Here is a 23,891-nt window from a genome sequence, read left to right on the forward strand (position 1 = left end):
TGCCACATGAAAACCACATCTGCAGCAAGAAATATCTTTATCCTGCTTGGCTTTATTTTTATCCCGTTTTTAAGTCATGCAAGTGCTTACTGGATGGAAATTAAAGGTTCGGGAAAAGCCGGCGAAAAAGTAACCGTTCAGCTCATTTATGGCAATATTGATGATTTAGGGATCCGCCACAGGCAAACCGGTAAAGAACTTCAGCTTGCGGCAGCGTTCAGCTTTAGCCTGATCGATCCTTCCGGCATAAAAACGATCCTCCAAATCAACCAGAAAGCCGACTGCTGGGAAACTTCATTTACACCAAAAAATAAGGGCACATACCGCATATTGGGAATCAATAATACTCACCCCGTGGTAGACCGGTCTGCAATTGGCGGAGAAAATGTACTGCCGGTTGATTATCTCTGCAGCCAATATGTTGTAGGTTTGGCACAAGTACAATTAACGCCAATGCAATTTCTTGATCTCACCATTACAAAAGATGGCAAAATGATTAAAGTTGAAGCTTTTCAAAATAACGTTCCGGCAAAGGCCAAAACTAAACTCAGGGTTTTTAACCCCGAAAACTGGGAAAAAGAATTGGTATTGGATAAACAGGGAACCGCGCTTTTTTCGGCTGCCACGAAAGGAATGTATATTATTCGCTTAGATTGGGTTGATCCGAAAGGGGGCAGTTATCAGGGAGTTGCTTATTCAGGTATCCGCCACAGGTGTAATTATTGTCTGTTTATTGAATAGATGATGTTAAATTTCTAATCCCTCATAATTATTTAGACTAATTATAAATAATGTTTTTATATTTGCGCGAATATTCAGACATCCTTATAATTATCATTTAATGAAATTTTTTTACTTCATGTTATTGTCCTGCTTTTTGTTTGCAGGCAACACCGTTTTTGCCCAAGCCCCCGGAAAAATATCCGGTAAGGTAAGTTTGGTAAATGGCCAGCCTTATGCCTCGGCATCGGTTTCCCTTTTAGAAATCAATAAAACAACCCTTACAGATGAGCAGGGAAATTACTTTTTTTCTAATATCGTTCCCGGAAGTTATACCGTAAGGATTCAGGTATTGGGTTCTCCTCAAAAAGATTTAAAAGTAACTGTTGTAGCAGGCGAAACTGCCACTGCAGATTACCGTTTGGAAAAGGAAAATGTACAGGCATTGCAAGAGGTTACCGTGGCAGGTGCAACCAACAAATTTACGCAGAAAGAAAGTGTGTACATTGCCCGTTTGCCACTTAAAAATCTCGAAAATCCGCAGGTGTACAACTCCGTTCCGAAAGCATTATTTCAGGAACAGATGGCGGTTGATTTAGGAAGCATCGCTAAAAACGTTCCCGGTGCAGGTATCCCGATGATTGCCAACCAGGGCCGTGTTACTTTCCGCTCGCGTGGGTTCGATACTGAGCCAAATGCACGTAACGGGGTTGCCGGAGCAGCTTTTTCGTTTATCGATCCGGCCAATTTAGAACGTATTGAAGCCATAAAAGGTCCATCTACTACACTTTTCGGTAACAGCATTTCGAGCAGTTATGGTGGTTTATACAACCGTGTAACCAAAAAACCTTACAACGGTTTTGGTGGCGAAGTAGGTTACACTACCGGAAGCTGGAATTTTAACAGGTTAACCGTAGATGTAAATACACCAATTAATGCCGATAGAACTGCTTTGTTTCGTTTAAACGGAGCTACCACCTGGGAACATAGCTTTCAGGAGCAGGGTTTTACAAACAGCGTAAGTGTTGCACCTAGTTTCTCTTACCAGATTACCGATCGTTTATCTTTATTGCTTGATGTAGAGTTTGGTCAGGCTACCGGAACTTCGGTAGTGAGGTATAATCCTTACACTGCTGTTCCTGCAGGCGTTGCCGAAATTACCAGATCAATTGCAGATAGTGGTTTTCCGTATAATAAAACCTTCCTGAGCAACGATCTGCCTTACAAAACACAGATGATGAACATTTTTGGGCAGATTAATTATAAAATTTCAGAAGAGTGGACTTCGCAAACTGTTATCTCCAGGGCACGTTCGTCAATCAGTGGAAATATTACAGCTTTAAATTCAAGGTCTGAAACCACCATACGTCCGCAAATTATTAATGGCTATACCCAGTTTATTGCTACAGATATCCAGCAGAACTTTGTAGGTGATTTTAAAATTGCCGGTCATCGGAACCGTATGGTGGTTGGTGTAGATTATTATAACAATTTTAACGATTTCGACCGTGTTACTGTAAACTGGCCAACTGATGTTGATTTTATCAATACACCCGCTTCTTATCGCATTAGCCAGTTTAAAGTAGATTCGTTAACTTCCAGAGGTACGTTAAGGAAAGAATACAATGGCGATAATACCTATTCAGCTTACGTTTCTGACGTTTTTAGTATCACCGACAGGTTAAATGCCATGTTGAGTTTAAGGGTAAACCGTTTCCAGAATAAAGGGGTTTACAACATTATTACCGGGCAACTTTCTGGTGGTATTGCTACGGCTACTGCTGCGAACAGTCCTTATGGACAAACCAACCTTTCACCAAAACTGGGATTGGTTTATGAAGTGTATAAAGATCATTTATCGTTGTTCGGTAATTACATGAACGGCTTTTTTAACAAAAGCGGACTTAAAAGCGATGGCAGCAGGGTAGATGCAGAATATGCCGATCAGATGGAATTTGGTGCAAAAGCCGATCTGTTTGATCACCGCCTGGTGGGTACCATCAGTTATTACGACATTAAGGTTAAAAATATTGTACGCCCTGATCCTGTAGATCCGGTTAACTTTTTTATTCAGGACGGCGGTCAATTAAGCAGGGGATTGGAAGTAGAATTAACAGCAAATCCTTTTGATGGCTTAAATATTGTGGCAGGTTATGCTTATAACGACAGTAAAGTTACTGCAGCTGCAGATCCACGCAATAATGGCCTTCGTCCGGGGGTAACCGGCCCGCCAAACACGTATAACTTCTGGGTGAGCTACCGTATTCCAATGGGTAAATTTAAAGGACTTGGTGCAGGTGTAGGAGGCAACATTGGCGACCAGTCGTATTATATCAACACTTATCCAACGCTTACAGGTGGTTTATCGAGATTTATTATTCCATCGTATAAAATATTTGATGCAAGTGTTTTTTACGATCATGCTAAATTCCGTATCGGATTTAAAGTAGATAACCTGACGAGTGAAAAAGCCTGGTCTGTACGCCTAACGCCACAGGCTCCAGCAAGATTTACCGGAAACTTTATATTGAAGTTTTAAGAGAAGGAAAACTTTCCACAATGCCGTCATTTCGAGCGGAGTGCAACGTAGTCGAGAACCCGAAGGCGCTGCGAAGCAAAACCTGTCTCGGGATAGATCTTCGCTCCACTGCGTTTTCGAGATGACGGCTATTTTATATTACTTGTCATTCTGAGCTTGTCGAAGGATCTACATTCGCTTCGTTTTGGAGATGACGGCTTTTTTATTAAGCTATAACTGCCTTTTTCTTCTTCTTACCTCTGCCTAAATAAATGAATAAGCCGGTAATTGGTAATGATGCTGTTAATAATGCCACAATAAACATCAGCAATTTGGTTGGCCAGCCAAAAATGCTGCCTGTATGGATCGGTTTGTTCAGTTTACGAAGCTGATTACCCAAACTTAAACCTGTAAACGGACGTTTTTCGATCAGTTCGCCATTGCGGTTGTTAAAATAAGCCTGATCTGTTGTATTTACTCTTGCTTCGCCGTTTTCTTTCGACACCAATACAGGCTTATCCTTCTTATCAGGGAAATTTATGGTTAAATCACCCTGATGCGCATAAATCGTGTTGGTTGCCGATATGATTTTTTCATAAAGTCCAGCTTCCTTTGTTCCTTTTACTTCAGGTTGTTTCACCACTTCGGGTTTTGAAATTTTTCCATCGGTAAGTTTAAACATCATGTTTTCCACCCAATCGTAACTCCAGATCAATCCGGTTAAAGTGATGAGGAAAAGAAAAATCATTACATAAAAACCTCCCACGGCATGCAGGTCCCAGTTTGTTCTTTTAAACGAAGCATTTTGCTTAACAACTAAACGCTGTTTTAATACTTTCCTGTTTTTCGGCCACCAGAGATAAAGCCCGCTAATTGTCATAAAAAAAGTAATGGCACAAGAAATGCCTGTAATGGTTTTTCCAACCGTTCCGGCAAGTAAAAAACGATGAAGATTGAGTACAACAACGAAAAAACGCTTATTTTCTTTTCCTTTTGAAAGGATTTCACCAGAATAAGGGTTAAGGTACACATAATCATAGCCAGCCTTTTTGGTACCAAAAGTTGCTTTTACACTTCTGTTGGGTTCAGCTGGTAAGATCATCCTGAAGATTTTCTTTTTGGGAAAATTTGTTTTGGCAATGGAAACCAGCGAATCTGCCGGTAAGCGTTCGGCTTTTGGTGTTACCTGTTGTTCTTTCGAAAACAGCAAGGGGGTAAGCTCATCTTCAAAAGAGAGGATGCAGCCCGTTAAGGCGACTATAATCAACACACTTCCTGCCAAAAGCCCGAGCCAGAGGTGAAGAAATGAAACTGTTTTACTAAGGAGAGATTTTGATGCGTTTTTTTTAGCTACAGTTTTTTTGATTGTGCCTAAGCTCATGAAATGTTTGTTGGCTATCTTAAGATAGAATTATAGCAGCAAAAGTAAGTTAATTTAGAATAAATTAAAATAAGATTCTGCGCTGAATTGCCTCTGCTATAATATTATTACATACTGCCGGTAGTAAGGTTTTAATTGCAATGACGACCTCATGCTGGCTGCCATTTGCCAAAAACTGTCACTGATTTTTATCAATAAATAATTTCACCATTAAGGAATTAAGAACATTAAGATATAGTTAATTTCTAATTCATTTGCTAACTGATCATTGAAATTCCATCATCCGTCTTACCTTTTCCATCCTAAAGATTCTTCGACAAGCTACCATTGACAGATTTAGAAAGGTCGTCATTGCGAGGAGGAACGACGAAGCAATCTTTCTAACAATGATCGCTAGCAAGAAAGATTGCTTCGTCGGCTGAAAAAGCCTTCTCGCAATGACGAACTTAGCGGCTTATCATTGCGCGAAGATTCTTCTGTCATTCATATTGATTTTTATAAAATAAATTATCCCTCAGGATGACAACACGAGTTGAATTTTCCGTGTTTCCGTGCCTCTGTGGCTTACTATTAAAGCCATCGCTAACTGATCATTGGTGATTCAATTCCATCATCCGTCTTACCTTTTCCATCTCAACTCAAAACTCCCTCTTATTCATGTAATACCAAAATAGCCTTCACCGTTTTGTTCATCACCTGGTTAACCGTACTGCTGGTAAATAAGCGGTAAATGATATTATGGTGGTGCTTAACCAAACAAAGAATATCGGTGTGATTACTTTTAATAAAGTCCATAATGCCATTTGGGGCACTGTTGTGCATAATGTAATTAAATTCTATCTCGGTATCTGGTAGCAGCTCCCTGATTCTTTTTTCTCCGGTTTTAATGTGAACTTCATCTGATTTTTCTGCCACATAAAGCACCTGCATTTTTCTTGTTCCCGAGGCTTTTAACAATTCGCTGAGGGCGGTAATGTCTTTCGGCGAAAGCACGGTTTCATAATCAGTGGCGAGCGTAATAATCGGGAAATTGGTAAAACTGCTCTCCAGAGGTACAATTAACGTCGGGATTCTCATTTTGGTAACAGCCATGCTGGCGTTACTGCCCACAATTCCGCTGATACCTGTAGCACCGGTAATGCCCATTACCAATAATTCTACAGGGTTATTTTCGGTATGTTTGGTAATTACCGTTTTTAAAAAGCCTACATCGCATATGGTTTCGAGTTTTACATCGGTGAGGTTATCTTTCTGACTGATGTTTTCGGCCCATTCTTTTAAAGCAACCCTTTTATTTCTGTAGTACGATTCGATAAAAATGGCATTGTAGGTGCTGTTATTTATACCTTCGGTAGGGTGGATGGCATGAATGGCCACAACTTCCATTTTCAGCGTTTTTGCCATTGCCAATGCATAGGAGAGGGCATTTCCGGCACTTCTTGAAAAATCTGTTGCTACAAGTATCTGTTTCATTTTTTGCAGAATAATATTTTAAATAAACAGGTGAAAAAGCATAAATAACAAAATAGCCAATACAATCGAAACCGGCAAGGTAAGTACCCAGGCCAGACCAATATTTTTGAGCGTATTATTGTTCAGGTTTTTTCTTCCGCCAGAAGCCACCATTGCACCGGCTATCCCGCTTGATAATACGTGTGTGGTACTTACGGGCAAACCAAAAGCGGTACTTAAGCCGATGGTAGAGGCGGCTACAATTTCGGAAGTAGCGCCCTGCGCATAATTTAAATGTTCGTTACCTATTTTCTCGCCAATGGTAACCGCTATGCGTTTCCAGCCGATCATTGTACCCAGTCCGAGTGAAATGGAAATTAAAAGTATTACCCAAAGCGGTGCAAATTCTACCAGTTTCGATAATTCGGAAGCATTATCGCGAAGAAGCTGATCATCAGCCGGGTTAATTACCAGTGTTTTATCTTCCCGCACCGTTTTTACCGAAGCTATAACGTCTTCAATCTGCTTACGGAAAAGATAGGTGTTTTTTTTATCAGTTTCATTTTTAAGCGACAGATGATATTTTGTCTTGTCTATTTTATTCAGCAGTGTGCTGATATCCAATCGCTTGCCATGGTTAAGGCTGGCTGTTTTTTTAAGCACCTGTTCCGTCTGATTCAGCTGAAACAATACTTTATCGTTGGGAATGTGATGGTTTACTGCAAATTTCGCCGGTAAAAAGGCAATCAGGATTAGCATTAATAAACCCACTCCTTTTTGTCCGTCGTTGCTTCCGTGGAAAAAACTAACCAGTGTACAGGTAGTAATCAGCAGGCCCCTGATCAATAATGGCGGACGGTCGTTTTCGCCGGTTGGGATGTGAAATAACGCATGATACTTAATTACATGCTTTAAAAAATACATCAGCAATATGGCTAGTCCGAAGCCGATAACGGGCGACAAAATAAGTGATAAACCAATTTCTTCGGCCTTGCCCCAGTTTACGCCATTGCCACCATAGTACCAGGTAAAGGCTAAACCTGCGCCAATCATGGCACCAATCAAGGTATGCGAACTGGAACAGGGGATCCCCAGGTACCAGGTGCCGAGGTTCCAGGCAATGGAAGCCAACAAAACGGCTAAAACCATAGCCGCGCCAACACCAACCGGAAGGTTCATTAAAGCATCTAATGGAACAAGTTTTAAAATGCCCATGGCTACGGCAATCCCTCCGGTAAATACGCCCATAAAATTCCAGAATCCCGACCAGGGAATGGCAATAATGGGCTTAAGTGCCTTGGTATAAATTACGGTTGCTACTGCATTGGCCGTATCGTGAAAACCATTTACAAACTCAAAACCAACTACGGCAAGGAGGCAAACAATAAAAACAATGGCGAGTGGGGTACTTAAATCGGTGTTCCCTAAAAAGGGTATAACGGTGCAGAACGACGGCATAAAATCAGTTTGGATATTCATGGTGCAGATCTCTTATCTACACTACCCAAATAAATGAATAAGTAACTGATTTAAATCATTTTGAATGTTAAATGATTGTTATCAATACGTTAAAGCAGATGCTGTTTTTTTAACAATTAAGAAAGGTTAGGAATAGCTATATGAGGTGATACAATCGCCATTTTCTTTCATCCCCTTTGCAAACGGAGACGATGGTTGAATAACAGGTATTATCATTCGAAAAAAACAGGGGAATAACCCATGCACAATGCGCAGGTTTTCCCCTATATTATGATTTTTATTTAAAATATTCAGAAAGATCGGTAACGGCGCCGGAGAAATAGGTAGATCTTGTTACTGCAGCTAAATTTTTCGTATCCTTTATAATAAAAAGCTTTGATGTATTTGCTTCAAAACTGATTGAACCATACCTTCCTTCGTTTTGTTTAAAAGGAAATGCTGCATTTACAAATGGTGAGGCGGTAGTGGTGTAAGGAACATTGTTGGTTCCCGCTTCAAATATGTCAAAGCTGTAAATGTAATTCGGTCCGGGCAGTGGTGGGAGTTCAATTGAATTGAACGAGCCATCTTTTTTAAGGGTAAGCCTAAGTTCGGGTGTAACTTTTGTTCCTGCGGTTGTAATGGCGGCAGATGTAGGTTTTGTATAAAAAACAATATCTACGTCAACATTTTTAAATTGTGGTGAAAATATGGTTTCAAACTTTGCACTGACCATCATATTGGCAGGATTTGCCGGTGGAGTGAGTTTTACATTATCTGCGATTTTGGTTCCGTCGAAAAAGAAATCAATATTCTGCCTTGCTATTTCGGCCTGGATTGTTTTGGTCAGAAGAATTTCGGTTGTCCCTTTCTTACGGATGGTAATTTCCCTCGTGGTGCCTTTATCAATTAGGATAAAAAACGTGTTGTTAATGGTACTGGTACCGGATGATAATACTTTTCCATCTAACAGGAATTCAATTTCGCCGGATAAGGCAAAACCTTTAACAACCAATGAAATGGCACTGTTGTACACTTTGGTTCCATCATAAAAAATACTGATGGTCTGATCAAATGGTGCTGCAACCATGGTTTTGGTGAGCAATATTTCTGATGTGCCTTTTTTTCTCACCTTTAAAACAGCGTTCTGATCCTTTACAGAAAGCAATGTTTTTACATTAATGCCACCAACAGGCGGGGTAGCAATGATACTGTCTTTATACAAATATTCCAATGCTACATCAGAAGCACCGGTAAGGGTTAACTGGATTACTTTAGCAGGTTCTGGCTGAAGAAGTTCTGCTTTGCGACAGGATAAACCTAAGGCTACAACGGCCGAAAAAAAGAAAAGGGTAAAGATTTTTAGTTTCATAAAAGAGGGTAATTATCATTTAAAACAGAAAAGTGCTGTTTTTATAAATCAAGAGACCATACCTGAAAAGGTACGGTCTCTTTTGGTAAGAGAGAAAAAATTAGAATACAAGTTTTGACCATGTAGCAGCCCAACCCGGAAGTGTAACCGTAGATGGAGAACCTGGTGTATTGTACCATGGCTGGCTTACACCGAATGAACTTGCGTTGCTTGCATTAACCACTAAATTGTTACCGCCACCATCAACATAAGCACCAACTGCCGCTGTAATTGAATTTGTGAAACCGTGAACAGATGTAGTAGAGATATCTGAAAGACTTGCATTGGCATCAGCATCAAAAGCGATACCGGTGTTGTAACCAGAAACAATTACGTTAGATAAAGTAACTTCCGAACCTCTGCGCTCGCGGATACCATTACGGTAACCTAAACCGGCAATACCTGAAGTATTTTCTGTTCCAAAAATGCTCACATTGATTAATACAGGGTGTGTTTTAGGTGTTAAGCTAAAAGTTGCATCTTCTGCAGGTGCGTTGTTATCTGATTCGATCCCGTTAGAATCGCTGGCACTACCGCTTGTGCTGTGGGTAGAATTTTTATCTGCAATAGCGATACAGTCGCTTAATATACCACTGAAACCATTATCGAAATCGAACTGATCATCGTCAGAAGCCAAGGCGATTAAATTGCTTGCGTTAACTGTACCACCGAAAAATTCGAATCCATCATCTAAACCGTAAGAAACCTGTACGTGATCGATAGTAGTTCCGTTACCTACACCGCCTAAAGTTAAACCGTTAACCTCAACGTTTGGAGCCAGCTGGAAACCGGCATATTCAATACGTACATACTGGAAAGTACCACGATTATCGGCATCGTTAGTACCTCCGTAATGGAATTTAGCTTCGTTAGCCAAACCTTCAATCAGTTTATCACCAACGTTGATGGTTGCATTACCTAAAATAATTGTACCACCAAAATCACCTGGTTTACCTGTTGTGCTGGCATCGCCATCTAAAAGGTAACGGCTTGTAAATACAATCGGATCGGCAGCTGTACCAACTGCATTGATGGTACCATCTTTTGCAATAACCAATACACCGTTTTGTACACCCGGGGTATTAACCGATGCTTTGATGTAAGTGCCTGGCTGAATGGTTAATGTTGCACCGTTTCTAACCGTTACTACACCGCTTAATTCGTAAACGTTTCCTGCTGTCCAGGTTACAGAGCTGGTAATGTCTCCGCTAACTGCTACAACCGGTAATGATGATTGAGAATAATCTGCTGCTGAAGTACTGCGGTTGCCAAATGCTGATGAACCACCTTCATTTTTTTTACAAGCTGTAAAAGAAACAGCAACAATTGATAAAAGACCGATTAAGTTTTTGAAATTTTTCATTTTCGTTTTTTGTTTTTCATAGGATCTCATAGGGATGATCCATGTTTTTTAGGTTGATTTTTTTGGTTATTCAGATACAGGATGCAAGTGATCCGTTGTTTTGCGGAAATAAAAGCCTGTTTGTACCTAAATGGTATGTTTTTTTATATCTTAGTATTTCTGATCGATATCACTAAGCAGATCTGTTAACAGTCCTCGACTTTTAGCAGTAGGTTTTTAAAATAATTCGGGTTTATCCTGATGCGCCGTTCCACTAGAAATGACCGGTTTAAAACGGAGGGTTCTGATACAACCTTTCGTTTTTTTTATGGCTATGCAGGAAACTTTGTTCCTCCTTTCTTTTTAAATGGTGTAACCTTATTTATACTGTTTTTCATGGTCGCATTAAAAATTATAGGTAATGGAAGTACTGTAGGTCCGGCCAAACTTCTGCGAAAACAATATCTGGTCGCCATCATCCAAAGCATTGGTAAAACCTGGTTTCAGGTGGTATTGCTTACTGTAATCGGCGGTTCCGGCAACATATTCAGGATTGCGCTCATAACTGCCGTTATTGTTAAAAATTACAGAGGCCTTATTGAGCAGGTTACCCGCATTTACCTTTACCTCGAACCTGTTTTTGTAAAATTTGTAACTCACCTGCGCATCAATCTGGTCTCTTGGTTTTTCATATTCTATGCGCAGCAGTTCTGCACTTACCATTGTGGTTTTAAGTCCCGATTTGTTGTAAGAAATGTTAAAACCAAAGTGCTCATCAAGGTATTGTAAACCAGCATTTAAAAGGTAAGGCGACTGGCCGTACATGTTTCTTTTTACTTTGGTGCTTACTTTAATCTGGCTGCCATCGGGCCCAATTGCATTATATGTTCCCACTACATCTGCCTTTTGCAGGGTTAAATTTCCATATAGGGTAAAGCGCGATAACAGGGGAGCACTGGCAATAAAGCCGAGGTTTTTCCTTAGCTCGAATTCTAAACCATACACTTTAGCTTCATCAGAGTTTAAGATGTAATAAAAGCCACCGTTACCGTTTGATAAGCTGAAAGTAACTTCAACGGGTTTATCAAAGCGTTTATAAAAAGCACTTGCTGAGATAATTTCGCCTAAACCCGGAAACCATTCTGCTTTAATATCGAAATTTTTAATCTGTGTACTCGCCAAACCCTCATTGCCAAACTGCGCATCGAACATAGGATCGTACCTGAAGAACTGGCTGTTATCCATTAGTTCCGGTCTGATGGCCGTATTTGAAAAGGCAGCCCTGATGTTGATCTGCCTTGTTGGACTATAAGTAAGATTTGCCGATGGCAACCACCTCCATTTCTTTTCGTAAGGTAGTGCAAATGAGCTGATTCCCCTCACGTTGATGTCATTACGCAGCTCGGTATATTTATAATATTCGGCCCTTACACCCCAAACCAGGCGTAGTTTTTCGGCTAGGCGGTTATCCAGCATTACATAACCGGCCTGGGTAGTGCTTTTTCCCTTATAGCCATTTAAAAAGTAATTGTTGATGTAGTAATTGTAACCGTTATTGCCAATTTTAGCTGGATCGATCATCTGTCCAATCGGGATGTATCTTAAACTATCGGCGAGTGCGGGACTGTTTACCAGCGAAGCAATCTGCCAGTTTAGCGATCCTTCTTTATGGATACCAAAATAACCAGCTTTGATGCTGTTGTTTAGCGGACCCGTTTTAAACGGCATGCTTGCATCACCGCTCCATGAGAAATGATGTTCGTTATTGCTGTAGTTATGGCGCGATGTAGGTTTGATATAACCCTCTGTTTGTCCGCTTGATGCGTAAAAATATTCGTAATCGTTACCTGTTTTGGTTAGATATTGCGTGGCAATCCCCAGGTCTTTCTCTTTACGGTCTATTGCTGTCCTTGATAAATTCCAGTCTAATTTTACCTTGCCCAGCTGGTGCTGACCGTTTAATTTATTCTGTAATAAATCCGTGTAGGTAGGATCGTCGGCCTCTACAATGCGGTTGGGTTTTAAGCCTGCATTAAAAAATGCCGTTCCCTGATCCGTATCATACCCAATGGTACGCACCATATCATTGTTAAAAATATGCGTATAGGTATTGCGGAAACCAAACCTGTTTTTATTCAGCTGTAAGCCAATATTTAGCATGGCACCCAAAGTGGTGTTGAACATGTATTTATTACCGGTATTGGTGGTGCCGGCATTCCAATCGCTTCTGGTTTGTTGTTCTATGTTGTTGATATTCTGCGTATTGCGATAGTTTAAAGACGCTGTAAAGCCCAGTTTTTTATTATTGGTGGTATCAATAGCGATCAGCCTGCCAACGGTGAACTGATAATTCTGCGAGGGGGCAGTTTTGTATTTGTACATCGTAAAATTATCGTTCGTAAACTTCTGGCTCTGTGTAATCAGCTTTTGTTTATACTGCTCATCAGTAAGGGTGTTATTGGGCGTAATAGTACGGTCGGTATGCTGTAAATCTTCAGGGAATTTTCTTCGGCCATCATCAAAACCCAGGTAATCGTTTTTGCCACGCTGATGGCTTAAAAAGTCTTTGCCTGTACTTTGGTCGTTATAGGAAGTACCTGCCGTAAAGCTCATGAAATTTTCTGTCGGGATATCTTTGGTATTGATCTGGATTAAACCACCACCGAAACTGCTGTTCATATCAGGAGTAACTGTTTTACTTACCACCACGTTATCAACCAGACTGGAAGGGATGAGGTCGAAAGAGAAATTGCGGGTCTGTGCTTCGGTGCTTGGCAAAGTGATGCCATCTAATTGTGCCGTATTATACCGTTCGCCAATACCACGTACCAGTACCAGTTTATTATCTATAGAGCTTACCCCGCTGATGCGCTTTAAACTTTCGCCGATGTTTTTATCCGGAGTTCTCGAAATCTGTTCGGCACTGATCCCGTTACTGATTTCGGAGGCATTTTTCTGACGGGTAAGCAAACCTTCAACAGAAGCTTTTTTATAGGTAGCCGTTACCACAACATCCTGCAAGCCTGTTGCATCGGGTTTTAATGAGATATCAAGTGTGGTGGTTTTATCGCTTTTTACGATTACCTCACTGATGCGTTTGGTAGCGAAAGAAATATAGCTGATTTCTACGGTATAGGTTCCGGGCTCCACATTTATGCTATAACTTCCGTCGCTTGCTGTTTGGGTGGCTTTGCCTGTTTCGATAATCTTTACGGAAGCACCGGGAAGGGTTTCTCCTTTCTCATCGAATATTTTTCCCGATACCCGCCCTGGTTTTACCGGATCTGGTAATTTATAAAGCAATATGGTATTGGCATCAGCAAACCTATACGTTACCCTGGTGCCCGAAAGTATCTTTTTAAGGATAAGCTCTAGGGGCATATTTTTGACCTCAAGGTTTATTGTTCCGTTTTGGCTAAAAATCGATTTGTTATAATTGATGGAAAATCCGGCTTTTTCTTCGAGCAGAGAAAGTGCATCTGGGATATTTTTTGTCGCTATTTTAATGCTCAAACTGGTTTCTTTTGGCGTTTGCGCAAAGCTGCTTGCCATGCCCTGGTTTAATAAAAATGTACATAACACCATAAGGGCTACCAGAGCACGGTAATCCAAATTGATAAAATATTCTTTTATATAGTCGTAAAACCCTATTTTCATAGGTTCAAGATGTTTTTTAATTCTCACGGGTTAAAAACTTTTGTTTTAGGAGCTGGATTGTTCGAGCAATCCGGCTCCTTGTTCATGTTAAGAGGTTTAATTTGTTTTTCGTAGGTATAAATCCGGTTTATGGTGCTTTTTGCAGCACTATAGCATATCGCTAACTCCTCATTGACAGCCCTCCCCCCATACGGTAATTGTTTTGTTCACAGTGTCTATTTTATATTTCATTTTTTTGCCGCTCATCACGCGGATTTCTTCCATTATATCGCCAATGCTTTTATTGGTGAACGTGGCATTAAACCTGCATTGATTTAAATTGTTGCCCTTAAGTTCAAAATGAACATTGTAATATCTTTCCAGTGATTTAAGCATGGCTGCTAAGCTTGTATCTTTAAAAGCAAAACTGTTTTTAATCCAGGCATTTACCTCTGCAATGCGTTCTGTACGTACTGTATAATCACCTTCTTTAAGGCGGTAAAGCAGTTTCATGCCCGGTGTAAGGAGCGAAAGTTGTTTTAATTTACCCTCACGGTTTTCTGAAACCCCTACCTTTCCGGTTCTTACTGCAACACTGAAAGTTCCATCTTTAGGGTAGGCATAGATGTTAAATGAAGTACCCAGAACCCTGGTTTGCATGTGCCCGCTGTGTACAATAAACGGACTCTTGATATCGTGTTTTACTTCAAAAAAAGCTTCGCCTTCGAGCTGGATATTTCTAAGCTTCCCTTTCACAAAATGCGACGGCCAGGTAAGTTTACTCCCTGCACCCAGATATACAATGGAACTATCGGGCAGCATCAGTTTTACTTTTTCTCCCTTTTGGGTAGTTTTACTTAAAAAGGCAATTGCTATTTCTACCGGCTGCTGTGTTTTTTTATAGGCATACCAACCGAGAGCTGCAGAAATAATTACCACAATTGCGGCAGCATATTTTAGTACAGGGTATAGTCTTTTGCTTTTTGGCTGACCGGCCTCAATTTTATTCCATATTTCATCTAGCCCTTTGTTGGCTTCCGGGGAGTAGTCGGGCAGGATGTTTTGCTTTTTCCATGCTTTTTCCATTATCGCATGAAATTCGCTGTCGCCATTCGCAGGATCGGCGAGGTATTCCATCAGGGTTTTTTCCTGTTCCGGATCAGTTTTGCCCTCCAGGTAAAGTTCAAATAATGTTTTAATGTAATCTTGTTTCACTTTTATGCTTGGTGTTAACGCTTTTATGCTGCGTGCTACAGTATATATGCATGAAAGTTGGGATACAGCTATAGGGGGAGAAGATTTTTTTTAAAAAAGATTTAAAAGTATAATTAAGGCACGGAAACACGGAGAATTTAGCGCAGATTGTCATCCTGAGCGGAGCCGAAGGAGCTTTAAGGATGGAAAATGTAAGATGGATGATGGAATTGAATAGCCAATGATTAATTTACAATGAGCAGTTAGCGATGACTTTAGTAATTAAGCCACGGAGGCACGAAAACACAGAGAATTTAGCGTAGATTTTCATCCTGAGCAGAGTCGAAGGATCTTGATGGATGATGGAATTTTAATGATCAATTAACAGATGAATTAGAAATTAAAATTAACTGTAAATCTTAATGTTCTTAATTCCTTAATGGTGGAATTATTTATTGTATAAAAATCAATACTAGTGACATTTTTTTTAGCAAATGATAGTCTGCAAGAGGTCATCTTTGCTAACAGGATAGATTGCTTCGTCGTTCCTCCTCGCAATGACGACCGTACTAATAATGAGGCTACTAATGGAAGGATCTTTAAGGATGGAAAATGTAAGATGGATGATGGAATTTTAATGATCAATTAACAGATGAATTAGAAATTAAAATTAACTGTAAATCTTAATGTTCTTAATTCCTTAATGGTGGAATTATTTATTGTATAAAAATCAATATTAGTGACTTTTTTTTAGCAAATGATAGTCTGCAAGAGGTCATCTTTGCTAACAGGATAGATTGCTTCGTCGTTCCTCCTCGCAATGACGACCGTACTAATAATGAGGCTACTAATGGAAGGATCTTTAAGGATGGAAAGGTAAGATGGATGATGGAAGTGAATAGCCAATGATTAATTTTCAATAACCAGTTAGCGATGGTTTTAGTAATTGAGCCACGGAGGCGCGGAAACACGGAGAATTTAGCGCAGATTGTCATCCTGAGCGTAGCCGAAGGATCTTTAAGGATGGAAAATGTAAGATGGGTGATGGAATTTTAATGATCAATTAACAGATGAATTAGAAATTAAAATTAACTGTAAATCTTAATGTTCTTAATTCCTTAATGGTGGAATTATTTATTGTATAAAAATCAATATTAGTGACATTTTTTTTAGCAAATGATAGTCTGCAAGAGGTCATCTTTGCTAACAGGATAGATTGCTTCGTCGTTCCTCCTCGCAATGACGACCGTACTAATAATGAGGCTACTAATGGAAGGATCTTTAAGGATGGAAAATGTAAGATGGATGATGGAATTGAATCACCAATGATTAATTTACAATGAGCAGTTAGCGATGACTTTAGTAATTAAGCCACGGAGGCACGAAAACACAGAGAATTTAGCGTAGATTGTCATCCTGAGCAGAGTCGAAGAATCTTTAAGGATGGAAAATGTAAGATGGGTGATGGAATTTTAATGATCAATTAACAGATGAATTAGAAATTAAAATTAACTGTGAATCTTAATGTTCTTAATTCCTTAATGGTGGAATTATTTATTGTATAAAAATCAATATTAGTGACTTTTTTTTAGCAAATGATAGTCTGCAAGAGGTCATCTTTGCTAACAGGATAGATTGCTTCGTCGTTCCTCCTCGCAATGACGACCGTACTAATAATGAGGCTACTAATGGAAGGATCTTTAAGGATGGAAAATGTAAGATGGATGATGGAATTGAATCACCAATGATTAATTTACAATGAGCAGTTAGCGATGGCTTTAGTAATTAAGCCACGGAGGCACAGAAACACGGAGAATTTAGCGCAGATTGTCATCCTGAGCGTAGCCGAAGGATCTTTAAGGATGGAAAAGGTAAGATGGATGATGGAATTGAATCACCAATAAACAATGATCAATGAACTAATGACCAATGAACCATTGGCTAATGAACAATTGAACCACTACCGTCAGTGATATAATCGTTTCAGGAGAATAAGTTTTAAAGTATTTCCGCATAATGCCCAGCGATTTTTTGAGGTGGTTGTTCACCGTGTTTTTAGAAATGCCCATCAATTGTGATATTTCCTCATGCGTATGGTGATCATTGCGGCTCATGAGGTATATTCGTTTTACCTGTGGCGAAAGACTTTCTATTGCTTCCTGTGCCAGCTGTTTCGATTCTTTCGCATCGAGTTCATCTTCAATGGCATTAAAAGATTGCTCTTGCCTTAAACTTTCGCTGCTGTAGGCTTTTTCTCTTGCTTTTTTGCGGAGTGTACCCAGAAAATTATTGCGGATGAGGGTATAAAGAAAAGCGTCGAAATTTTTTTCAGGGTCTATTTTGATCCTGTTCTCCCAAAGCCTTACAAAAGCATCCTGTGTAAGTTCTTCGGCTTCTTCCCTGCAACGGGTAAAATGGTAGGCATAACCAAAAATCTTTTGACGGTACTTGTGGTAAATTTCGTTAAAAGCAGCCGAATCGCCAGTCTTCACTGCATTCAGGAGTTTTATATTTTTAAAATCTTCCAACTTTTCCATGAGTAGCGGTTAACGAAGGCAAGTTAGGGCTTGCATTTAAAGTTAATGTTAAGCTAATGAGAACCTTTTCTAACCATTTAGCGGTGCGTAATTACCATGCTCTGTTGGGCAGATTGCACCCTCGAATCCATCAAAATATTTCCGGATCGGAAGCCCCCGGAAAGCATTGAATTGGCGCTAATGCCGGTTTTGGCTATTTTACCGGTTATTCTTGCAATTGCTGTTTTTACTAAAGGATCGGCCTGATCGCCTAACGGGAGCAGGGGCAGGGTATTGAATTCATTTACCGCAACATCGGGGTTAATACCTGAGCTGTAGTTTCCAATACCTTGTGCATTAAAAAGTTTGTACACAATGGGGTGCATTTCCCAGTTTACCTGTTTCGGGATGCGTGAATCAAATATCCTGAAAGAAGCTTCATCTTTTCCCCTGGTTTTTTCGCCAATCTGTACCACCTGGATAAAGGGTTTTAAATTGTTGATCATGACTTCAGAAGCGGAGGCCGTTGCTGCGGTTGATAAAATATACACTTTGCTTAAACCAAGGTTTTGCTGAAGAAGGACATTAAAATTTACGGTACGATCAAAAGTAGCCGCTGTACCGATAGATTCTGTTCTGGTACCGCCGTTTTTATTGCCCTTATAGGTGATGAATGGTTTATCATAAGCAATATTCTGCACAATCATGGCACATATTGCTGCGGCCTCTGCTACCTGTCCGCCGGCGTTGTAACGGAGATCAAGTATAAGATCTGTAATTCCTTCCGATTTAAAATTGCTAAAAACCGCAGTCAACGAACTGGCTAAGCCACCATTAAAATCAAGAAAATATAGGTAGCCGACTTTTTTTCCATCGCTTTCTATTACCTTACTGATTTCTTTTTGATCGAGGATTACCCCTTTGGCTAAATCTACCGTACGTGTATCTGTCCAGGTATTATTATTCAATTCTGCCAAACCTAAAGAAAAGCGCTCGCTGTTTAATATTTCATCCTGTAAAGCCTGCGCATTAGCCGATGTTAACGTTTTTCCGTTTATTTTGCTGATGTAATCGCCTCGTTTTAAACCCGCCCTCGATGCCGGAGAATCTTTTAACACCAGTTTAATAATCCCGATCACCCTGGTGCTGTTTTGGTCGCTGACAGTTGCATAATCAAAACCGAAATTGCGGTTGTTTGGTATATTGGTTGTAGCGTCGTTTGGAATATTAATGTACGAAAAACGATCGGCACCATTACGCACCGAATTAAAAAAATCTTTAGGCGAAAGGCCAATATCAGGACCAGAAGGCAATTGTTCATTCCAGTAATAATAGCGTTTCAGGCTATCGAGTATCCAGGTATTGATGTTTTCGTTGCTTCCTGCCAGATAATTTGGGGTTTTTTTATCTTTTTTGCATGAAGGAAGTATAATGATCAGAAAAATAAAACAAAAACAGCAATAAAGCATTCTTTTTAAGTGAGTTGAGCGTTTTTTCATGGCCTTTCTGAATTTTAACAGCAAAATTAAAACTACTACTGTTAACCATGGGTTAATTTTCGGTTAGATTGGCCGCCTTCAAAATAGCTTACACCCACTGTTAATTAATTATTATCAATGTAATTAACGTTAACATAACAATAATTAAATCTTTGCTTTTTATTATGTTAACTTTGCGAAGTGAATTTTCCGCTCTATATCTACTACGAACTGCTGATCCGTTTATCCGAAATTGAATCCGAAATAGGGCATTATGTATCATCCACCGCCGATCAGGAAATCTGCATCATCCGCACCACAAACGGAACGGTTAAAGTACCGCTAAACCTTGTAAAGCGGCAATTTGAAGATCCCAACCTCATCAGCAACGAAGAACTTAAAGTGTTAAGCAAAACTTTCAGGCCAAATTACCTGTAATCGAAATAACTTCATTTATTGTTCATCTTCCCTGATTAGTTTTGGGGTATAGATATCATAGATATTGGTTATTATTTGGTTAGTAAATAAGCCGCAATGGATGTTGTGGCTTATTTCGTAAAACGGGATAAACGGACATTAGACCCTCATTTACCCCGTTATACTTAATCGCTAATAATTAAAAGTTAATCCGCCTCCAAGCCCCATATCGCTGTCGTAGTGGGAAGAAAGTGCAATGTATTTTGTTAATATAAACCTAAGCCCTGCTGCATATTCCTTATCGGTGTTTACCATAAAGTTTGCACGTAAACGTTTCGAAACCGGGATATCTTCTCTTCCCAACTGAAACCTTAATTTCCCGTTGCCATCAATTCTGGCATCGGCAACAATGAGCATTGGCAGGGCATAGGCAATCCCCGCAACAATTGTTTTTCTGTTTTCTTTATTGCTGATCTGTCCGAACATATTGCGTTCATCGCTTCCGAAAATGTTCTTTTCGCCGGGATTAAATTCTTTATAGTGATAATCAAAGCCCACATAAGGAAACAGCCATTGATTACGGCCAATGTACCTGCCTAACATGGTTTCGCTCTCGTAACCCATCATGGCGTTAGTTCCTACATGCCACATGGTATTAAGAGACCAGCGGGTTTGTGCCAGCATTAACTGTCCGTCGCTGCCACTGCTTTCTATACCCACACGGCCCATCAGGTGAGGCATTCGGTCGTCGCGGAAGAGTCTGCGTTGTGCCAGTTTCGGATCGGGTACATCAGGGTTGGGTGGCGAATTTTCATAACTGAACACCCTGCCCATGCCGCTCATCATGTGGTATAAAATATGGCAATGAAAAAACCAGTCGCCACCATTTTCAGTAGCCGCAAATTCAATCGTGTCCCTTTCCATTGGCATAATATCGAGCACGTTTTTCATCGGGGCGTAATCTCCCTGTCCGTTAATTACCCTAAAATCGTGTCCATGCAGGTGCATCGGGTGGCGCATCATGCTGTTGTTGTATAAAATGATCCTTAAATTCTCACCTTTTTTGATCAGTATTTTATCTGATTCCGAAACGGTTTTATTGTCCAGTGTCCAAACGTAACGGTTCATGTTTCCCGTGAGGTCGAATTTTAGCTCCCTAACTGGTCCTTTGGGCAAAACCGTTTTTTTAGGATCGCGCAGCATGTTGTAATTCAGGGTAACAATATCGGGTAACTCATCATTCATATCCATGTCATCCATTTTTGCTGTTTTTTTAGCATTTTCCGGACCTGTAATTTCCGGGTACATTACGGTGTTCATATCCATGATCTGGTTTTGCATTTTCATGCCTTTCATTTCCATCATATTGCCGTTCATATCCATCATATCATTCATCATCTTCATCCCGGCGAAATATTTGAGTTTAGGCATTTTTCCGGCTGCTACTTTTTCGCCATTTCCCAACCATAGGGATGCAGATTTTGTACGGTCCTCCGGTGTCACTAAAAATTCATAACTTTTATTTTCAGGGATGGTGACTACCACATCGTAAGTTTCAGATACTGCGATAATTAAACGGTCTACCTCAACCGGCTCTACATCATTTCCATCAGTTGCTACCACCGTAATTTTTCCACCGGCATATTTAAGCCAGAAGTAGGATGAAGCTCCTGCATTGGCAATACGTAACCTCACCTTATCGCCGGCCTTAAACTGGGGTTGTTGATACTGATTTTCTCCGTTAATCAGGAATTTATCGTAATACACATCACTAACATCCATGGCGTTCATCCTCTTCCATTCATTAGCCACTTTGGTTTTAAAGTTCCCGGTTTTAATGGCCTCTGCATAACTCTGTGTAGTGCCTTTTTTAATCGAAAACCAATCGGTAGCAGCGTGGAGGCTTCTTTGCACTTCTTCCGGTTTCATATTGGTCCATTCGCTTAACACCAACGGAATGGAAGGAATATCCCATTCCTGACGTTTTTTGATGATAAATGCACCATACATGCCAATCTGTTCCTGTAACATGGTGTGGCTATGGTACCAATGTGTGCCATTTTGTTTAACCGGAAATTTATAAAAGTGTGTAGCTCCTGGTTTTATGGGCATCTGCGTCATATTGGGTACGCCATCATAACGGTTTGGAAGAAAAAGCCCGTGCCAGTGCATAGAAGTTTCTTCTTTTAACCTGTTGTGTACATAAATTTCAGCGGTATCGCCCTCAGTAAAAGTTAAAGTGGGCATTGGTATGCTGCCGTTTACTGCAATGGCATGTTTGGGTTTGCCTCCATAGGTTACGGTGGTATCAGTAACATATAAATCGTAGCGAACGGTTCCTGGAGGCGTATTAGATGGCAAAATTTTTATGGGACCAAGATTGGCTTTCGCTTTTTTAATGTTGTCCATTGTGGTAGAATTGCCGGTCATATCCATACCATTTATGCCTTCACTTTTATCGTGTTTCATGCCCGGCATATCCTGATGAGCCGCTTTGTTTTTAGTGTCATTTCCCCTCTTTGCAACCAGGTTCATTCCGCATTTGGGGCATTTACCTGGTTTATCAGATACGATTTCCGGGTGCATCGGGCAGGTATAAACCGTTGTTGTGGTTTTTTCTTTCTCTGGCATTTTCATTCCATTCCTTTCCTGGGCAGAAACGCTGAGCGAAAAGAATATTAAAATGCTGAATATTATATTTTTCATCTTTCGATATTTGTGTTGTTATTAAAATGAGTTTTTTTCAAGGCTCTCTTCCGATGCCTTTATCCACTCAGTGAGCTGCTGTTTTTCATGTTTGCTTAAAATGGCATCACGATGGATTAAAGTGTACGATGTAATGGGCATGGTGCCATCTTCCAGGCTGTTTTCAATTGCACGGAGCTTGCTCAACTGTTTCCTCTTGGTATCATTCTTAAACTCATCAAAATTGAGTTCTGCTTTGGCCGCTTTAATGTGTTTATTAACAAACCAGTTAAGGGGTTGAATTTGGGCATACCAGGGATACCGGGTGTTGTTGCTATGGCAATCGTAACAGGCCTTTCTGAGTATAGCATTTACCTGACCGGGAACATTAACAACCCTCGAAATGTGATTTGGCATAGCCGATGGATCGTTATTTTGGGCAGGCCTGTAAAAATGGGCCGCTATCGTAATCAATAGCAGCCCAATTAGTGTTTTCTTTACGAAATGCATCTGTTAATGCAGCGTTTCCCTGATTTCACCGCAGGTAGACATCGCTTTTCCGAAGTATGGATTTTTAATATCTTTTACCTCGCTGATCCAGATGGCACCTTTACCTTTATTGTACATGGGGCAACTGTCAACATAAATCTCGCGGCCGGCGCCCAATAATTTAATCATGTCGTAGATGTCTTTGCTCAATAGACCAAAATGCTCGCGTTGGTGAGGAATGTTGTCTGCATTTACTCCAATGTGCCTGGCATGTTCTTTGGCATCATCCACAATTTCTGCATAGGTTTTCCGTTCCGAAGCAGTGAGCCTGGTTTGATCGAAACCTGCAAATGCTTTTACCAGCTCGTTTCCGGCAGCGGCGGCATTTTTGCCATTATCAGCACCCAGGGCATTTTTTAACTTTAAGTAAGCATCTAAAATAGTTGTTGGATTGTTTTTAGCGCCCTGATCATTTGTAAGATTGTAAGCCTGTTTCGCATCAGCATTTGTACTGTATGTGCTTATGAAAAATATAGAGCAGGCAAGGCTATATAGGAAAGTTTTCATGTGTTTTATTTTAACGATAAAGAATAAGATTAATAATTAGATTGACGTGACTGCTAAAAAGAGCCTGATCTAATTACGGAATTGGGACAGGGTGACAACGCTATGCGATCACTCAAAGCTGTTTGTTAGCAGGCTTTATTATCTTAATGCTATATCTGAAAACTCTGTATGGATATCCTGATATCAGGATGTGGTGGATGGTAAGCGCGATGGTTAATTTCTTGCTGAGCTGCAATAATAATTTTTGTTTGCGGAACAAAAGCGAAACCCGTTGGAACCAGTGCAGGTGCCTTTAGGTTTAGTTTTGTATAATAGGACAGTAGTTTACCCTGAACCAGAAAATTGGTAACCAGTGTTTTACAGCAGGAATCTTCTTTTTCGGTTATTTTAAGCTCAGCATGCTGGGAAGAAACTAACTTAACTGTTTCATGCTGATGTGTATGGTGGTCATGTTTATGGCTACTTTCGTTCCCTTCATTTTCCATTAATATGGAACAGCCAAAACCCACAAGGGTGTTAAGCATAAATGTAAAGAGGAAGAAAACTGCCTTAATTTTCATAAAACAAAATTAAGCGGGGTTCTGCCTGATGGCTTTATATAATTCTGATAAAAGTTTATATGATTTT

The 23,891-nt window shown here is 40.2% G+C and carries 16 protein-coding genes; 3 read left to right on the forward strand and 13 right to left on the reverse strand.

Going from position 1 to position 23,891, the window contains the following annotated elements:
• The first annotated feature begins 6 nt into the window (after window positions 1-6).
• Window positions 7-741: a hypothetical protein gene (locus ACTJKC_RS15870; protein WP_440793394.1), complete on the forward strand. Its 735-nt coding sequence runs from the start codon at window positions 7-9 to the stop codon at window positions 739-741.
• 100 nt (window positions 742-841) lie between these two features.
• Window positions 842-3,259 carry a TonB-dependent receptor domain-containing protein gene (locus ACTJKC_RS15875; RefSeq protein ID WP_440793396.1) on the forward strand — a complete coding sequence of 806 codons (2,418 nt, stop codon included), beginning with the start codon at window positions 842-844 and terminating at the stop codon, window positions 3,257-3,259.
• A gap of 205 nt (window positions 3,260-3,464) precedes the next feature.
• Here ACTJKC_RS15875 and ACTJKC_RS15880 read toward each other — a convergent pair whose 3' ends face one another.
• From ACTJKC_RS15880 to ACTJKC_RS15920, 9 genes are all read right to left on the reverse strand, one after another.
• Window positions 3,465-4,619, reverse strand: coding sequence for a PepSY-associated TM helix domain-containing protein (locus ACTJKC_RS15880; protein WP_440793398.1), 1,155 nt, complete (start codon window positions 4,617-4,619; stop codon window positions 3,465-3,467).
• A gap of 651 nt (window positions 4,620-5,270) precedes the next feature.
• Window positions 5,271-6,092, reverse strand: a complete 822-nt coding sequence (locus ACTJKC_RS15885) for a universal stress protein (RefSeq protein WP_344854009.1) — start codon at window positions 6,090-6,092, stop codon at window positions 5,271-5,273.
• Between the two features lie 18 nt (window positions 6,093-6,110).
• Window positions 6,111-7,550: an inorganic phosphate transporter gene (locus tag ACTJKC_RS15890; RefSeq protein WP_440793400.1), complete on the reverse strand. Its 1,440-nt coding sequence runs from the start codon at window positions 7,548-7,550 to the stop codon at window positions 6,111-6,113.
• 277 nt (window positions 7,551-7,827) lie between these two features.
• Window positions 7,828-8,901, reverse strand: a complete 1,074-nt coding sequence (locus ACTJKC_RS15895) for a hypothetical protein (protein ID WP_440793402.1) — start codon at window positions 8,899-8,901, stop codon at window positions 7,828-7,830.
• Between the two features lie 100 nt (window positions 8,902-9,001).
• Window positions 9,002-10,303 (reverse strand): hypothetical protein, encoded by a 1,302-nt coding sequence (locus ACTJKC_RS15900; RefSeq protein WP_344854006.1) that lies wholly within the window; start codon window positions 10,301-10,303, stop codon window positions 9,002-9,004.
• 384 nt (window positions 10,304-10,687) lie between these two features.
• The gene (locus ACTJKC_RS15905) at window positions 10,688-13,939 is read right to left on the reverse strand and encodes a TonB-dependent receptor domain-containing protein (protein ID WP_440793404.1); all 3,252 of its coding nucleotides are present in this window, start codon (window positions 13,937-13,939) and stop codon (window positions 10,688-10,690) included.
• A 168-nt stretch (window positions 13,940-14,107) separates the two neighbouring features.
• Window positions 14,108-15,133, reverse strand: coding sequence for a FecR family protein (locus tag ACTJKC_RS15910; protein WP_440793406.1), 1,026 nt, complete (start codon window positions 15,131-15,133; stop codon window positions 14,108-14,110).
• Between the two features lie 1,898 nt (window positions 15,134-17,031).
• On the reverse strand, window positions 17,032-17,649 hold the full coding sequence (locus ACTJKC_RS15915) for an RNA polymerase sigma factor (RefSeq protein ID WP_440793408.1): 618 nt from the start codon (window positions 17,647-17,649) through the stop codon (window positions 17,032-17,034).
• Between the two features lie 77 nt (window positions 17,650-17,726).
• The gene (locus ACTJKC_RS15920; RefSeq protein ID WP_440793410.1) at window positions 17,727-19,127 is read right to left on the reverse strand and encodes a S41 family peptidase; all 1,401 of its coding nucleotides are present in this window, start codon (window positions 19,125-19,127) and stop codon (window positions 17,727-17,729) included.
• Between the two features lie 180 nt (window positions 19,128-19,307).
• On the opposite strand from ACTJKC_RS15920, the gene ACTJKC_RS15925 reads away from it, so the two are divergent.
• On the forward strand, window positions 19,308-19,544 hold the full coding sequence (locus tag ACTJKC_RS15925) for a hypothetical protein (protein ID WP_440793412.1): 237 nt from the start codon (window positions 19,308-19,310) through the stop codon (window positions 19,542-19,544).
• A 171-nt stretch (window positions 19,545-19,715) separates the two neighbouring features.
• On the opposite strand, the gene ACTJKC_RS15930 is transcribed toward ACTJKC_RS15925, so the two are convergent.
• The 4 genes from ACTJKC_RS15930 to ACTJKC_RS15945 form a co-directional block, all read right to left on the reverse strand.
• Window positions 19,716-22,229: a multicopper oxidase domain-containing protein gene (locus ACTJKC_RS15930; protein WP_440793414.1), complete on the reverse strand. Its 2,514-nt coding sequence runs from the start codon at window positions 22,227-22,229 to the stop codon at window positions 19,716-19,718.
• Window positions 22,230-22,250: 21 nt separating this feature from the next.
• Window positions 22,251-22,718 (reverse strand): heme-binding domain-containing protein, encoded by a 468-nt coding sequence (locus ACTJKC_RS15935; RefSeq protein ID WP_440793416.1) that lies wholly within the window; start codon window positions 22,716-22,718, stop codon window positions 22,251-22,253.
• A gap of 3 nt (window positions 22,719-22,721) precedes the next feature.
• The gene (locus ACTJKC_RS15940; protein ID WP_440793418.1) at window positions 22,722-23,264 is read right to left on the reverse strand and encodes a DUF3347 domain-containing protein; all 543 of its coding nucleotides are present in this window, start codon (window positions 23,262-23,264) and stop codon (window positions 22,722-22,724) included.
• A gap of 149 nt (window positions 23,265-23,413) precedes the next feature.
• The gene (locus ACTJKC_RS15945; RefSeq protein WP_440793420.1) at window positions 23,414-23,824 is read right to left on the reverse strand and encodes a hypothetical protein; all 411 of its coding nucleotides are present in this window, start codon (window positions 23,822-23,824) and stop codon (window positions 23,414-23,416) included.
• Between the last annotated feature and the right edge of the window lie 67 nt (window positions 23,825-23,891).

The organism is Pedobacter sp. 22226, from assembly GCF_052045455.1.
GTDB lineage: Bacteria > Bacteroidota > Bacteroidia > Sphingobacteriales > Sphingobacteriaceae > Pedobacter > Pedobacter jeongneungensis.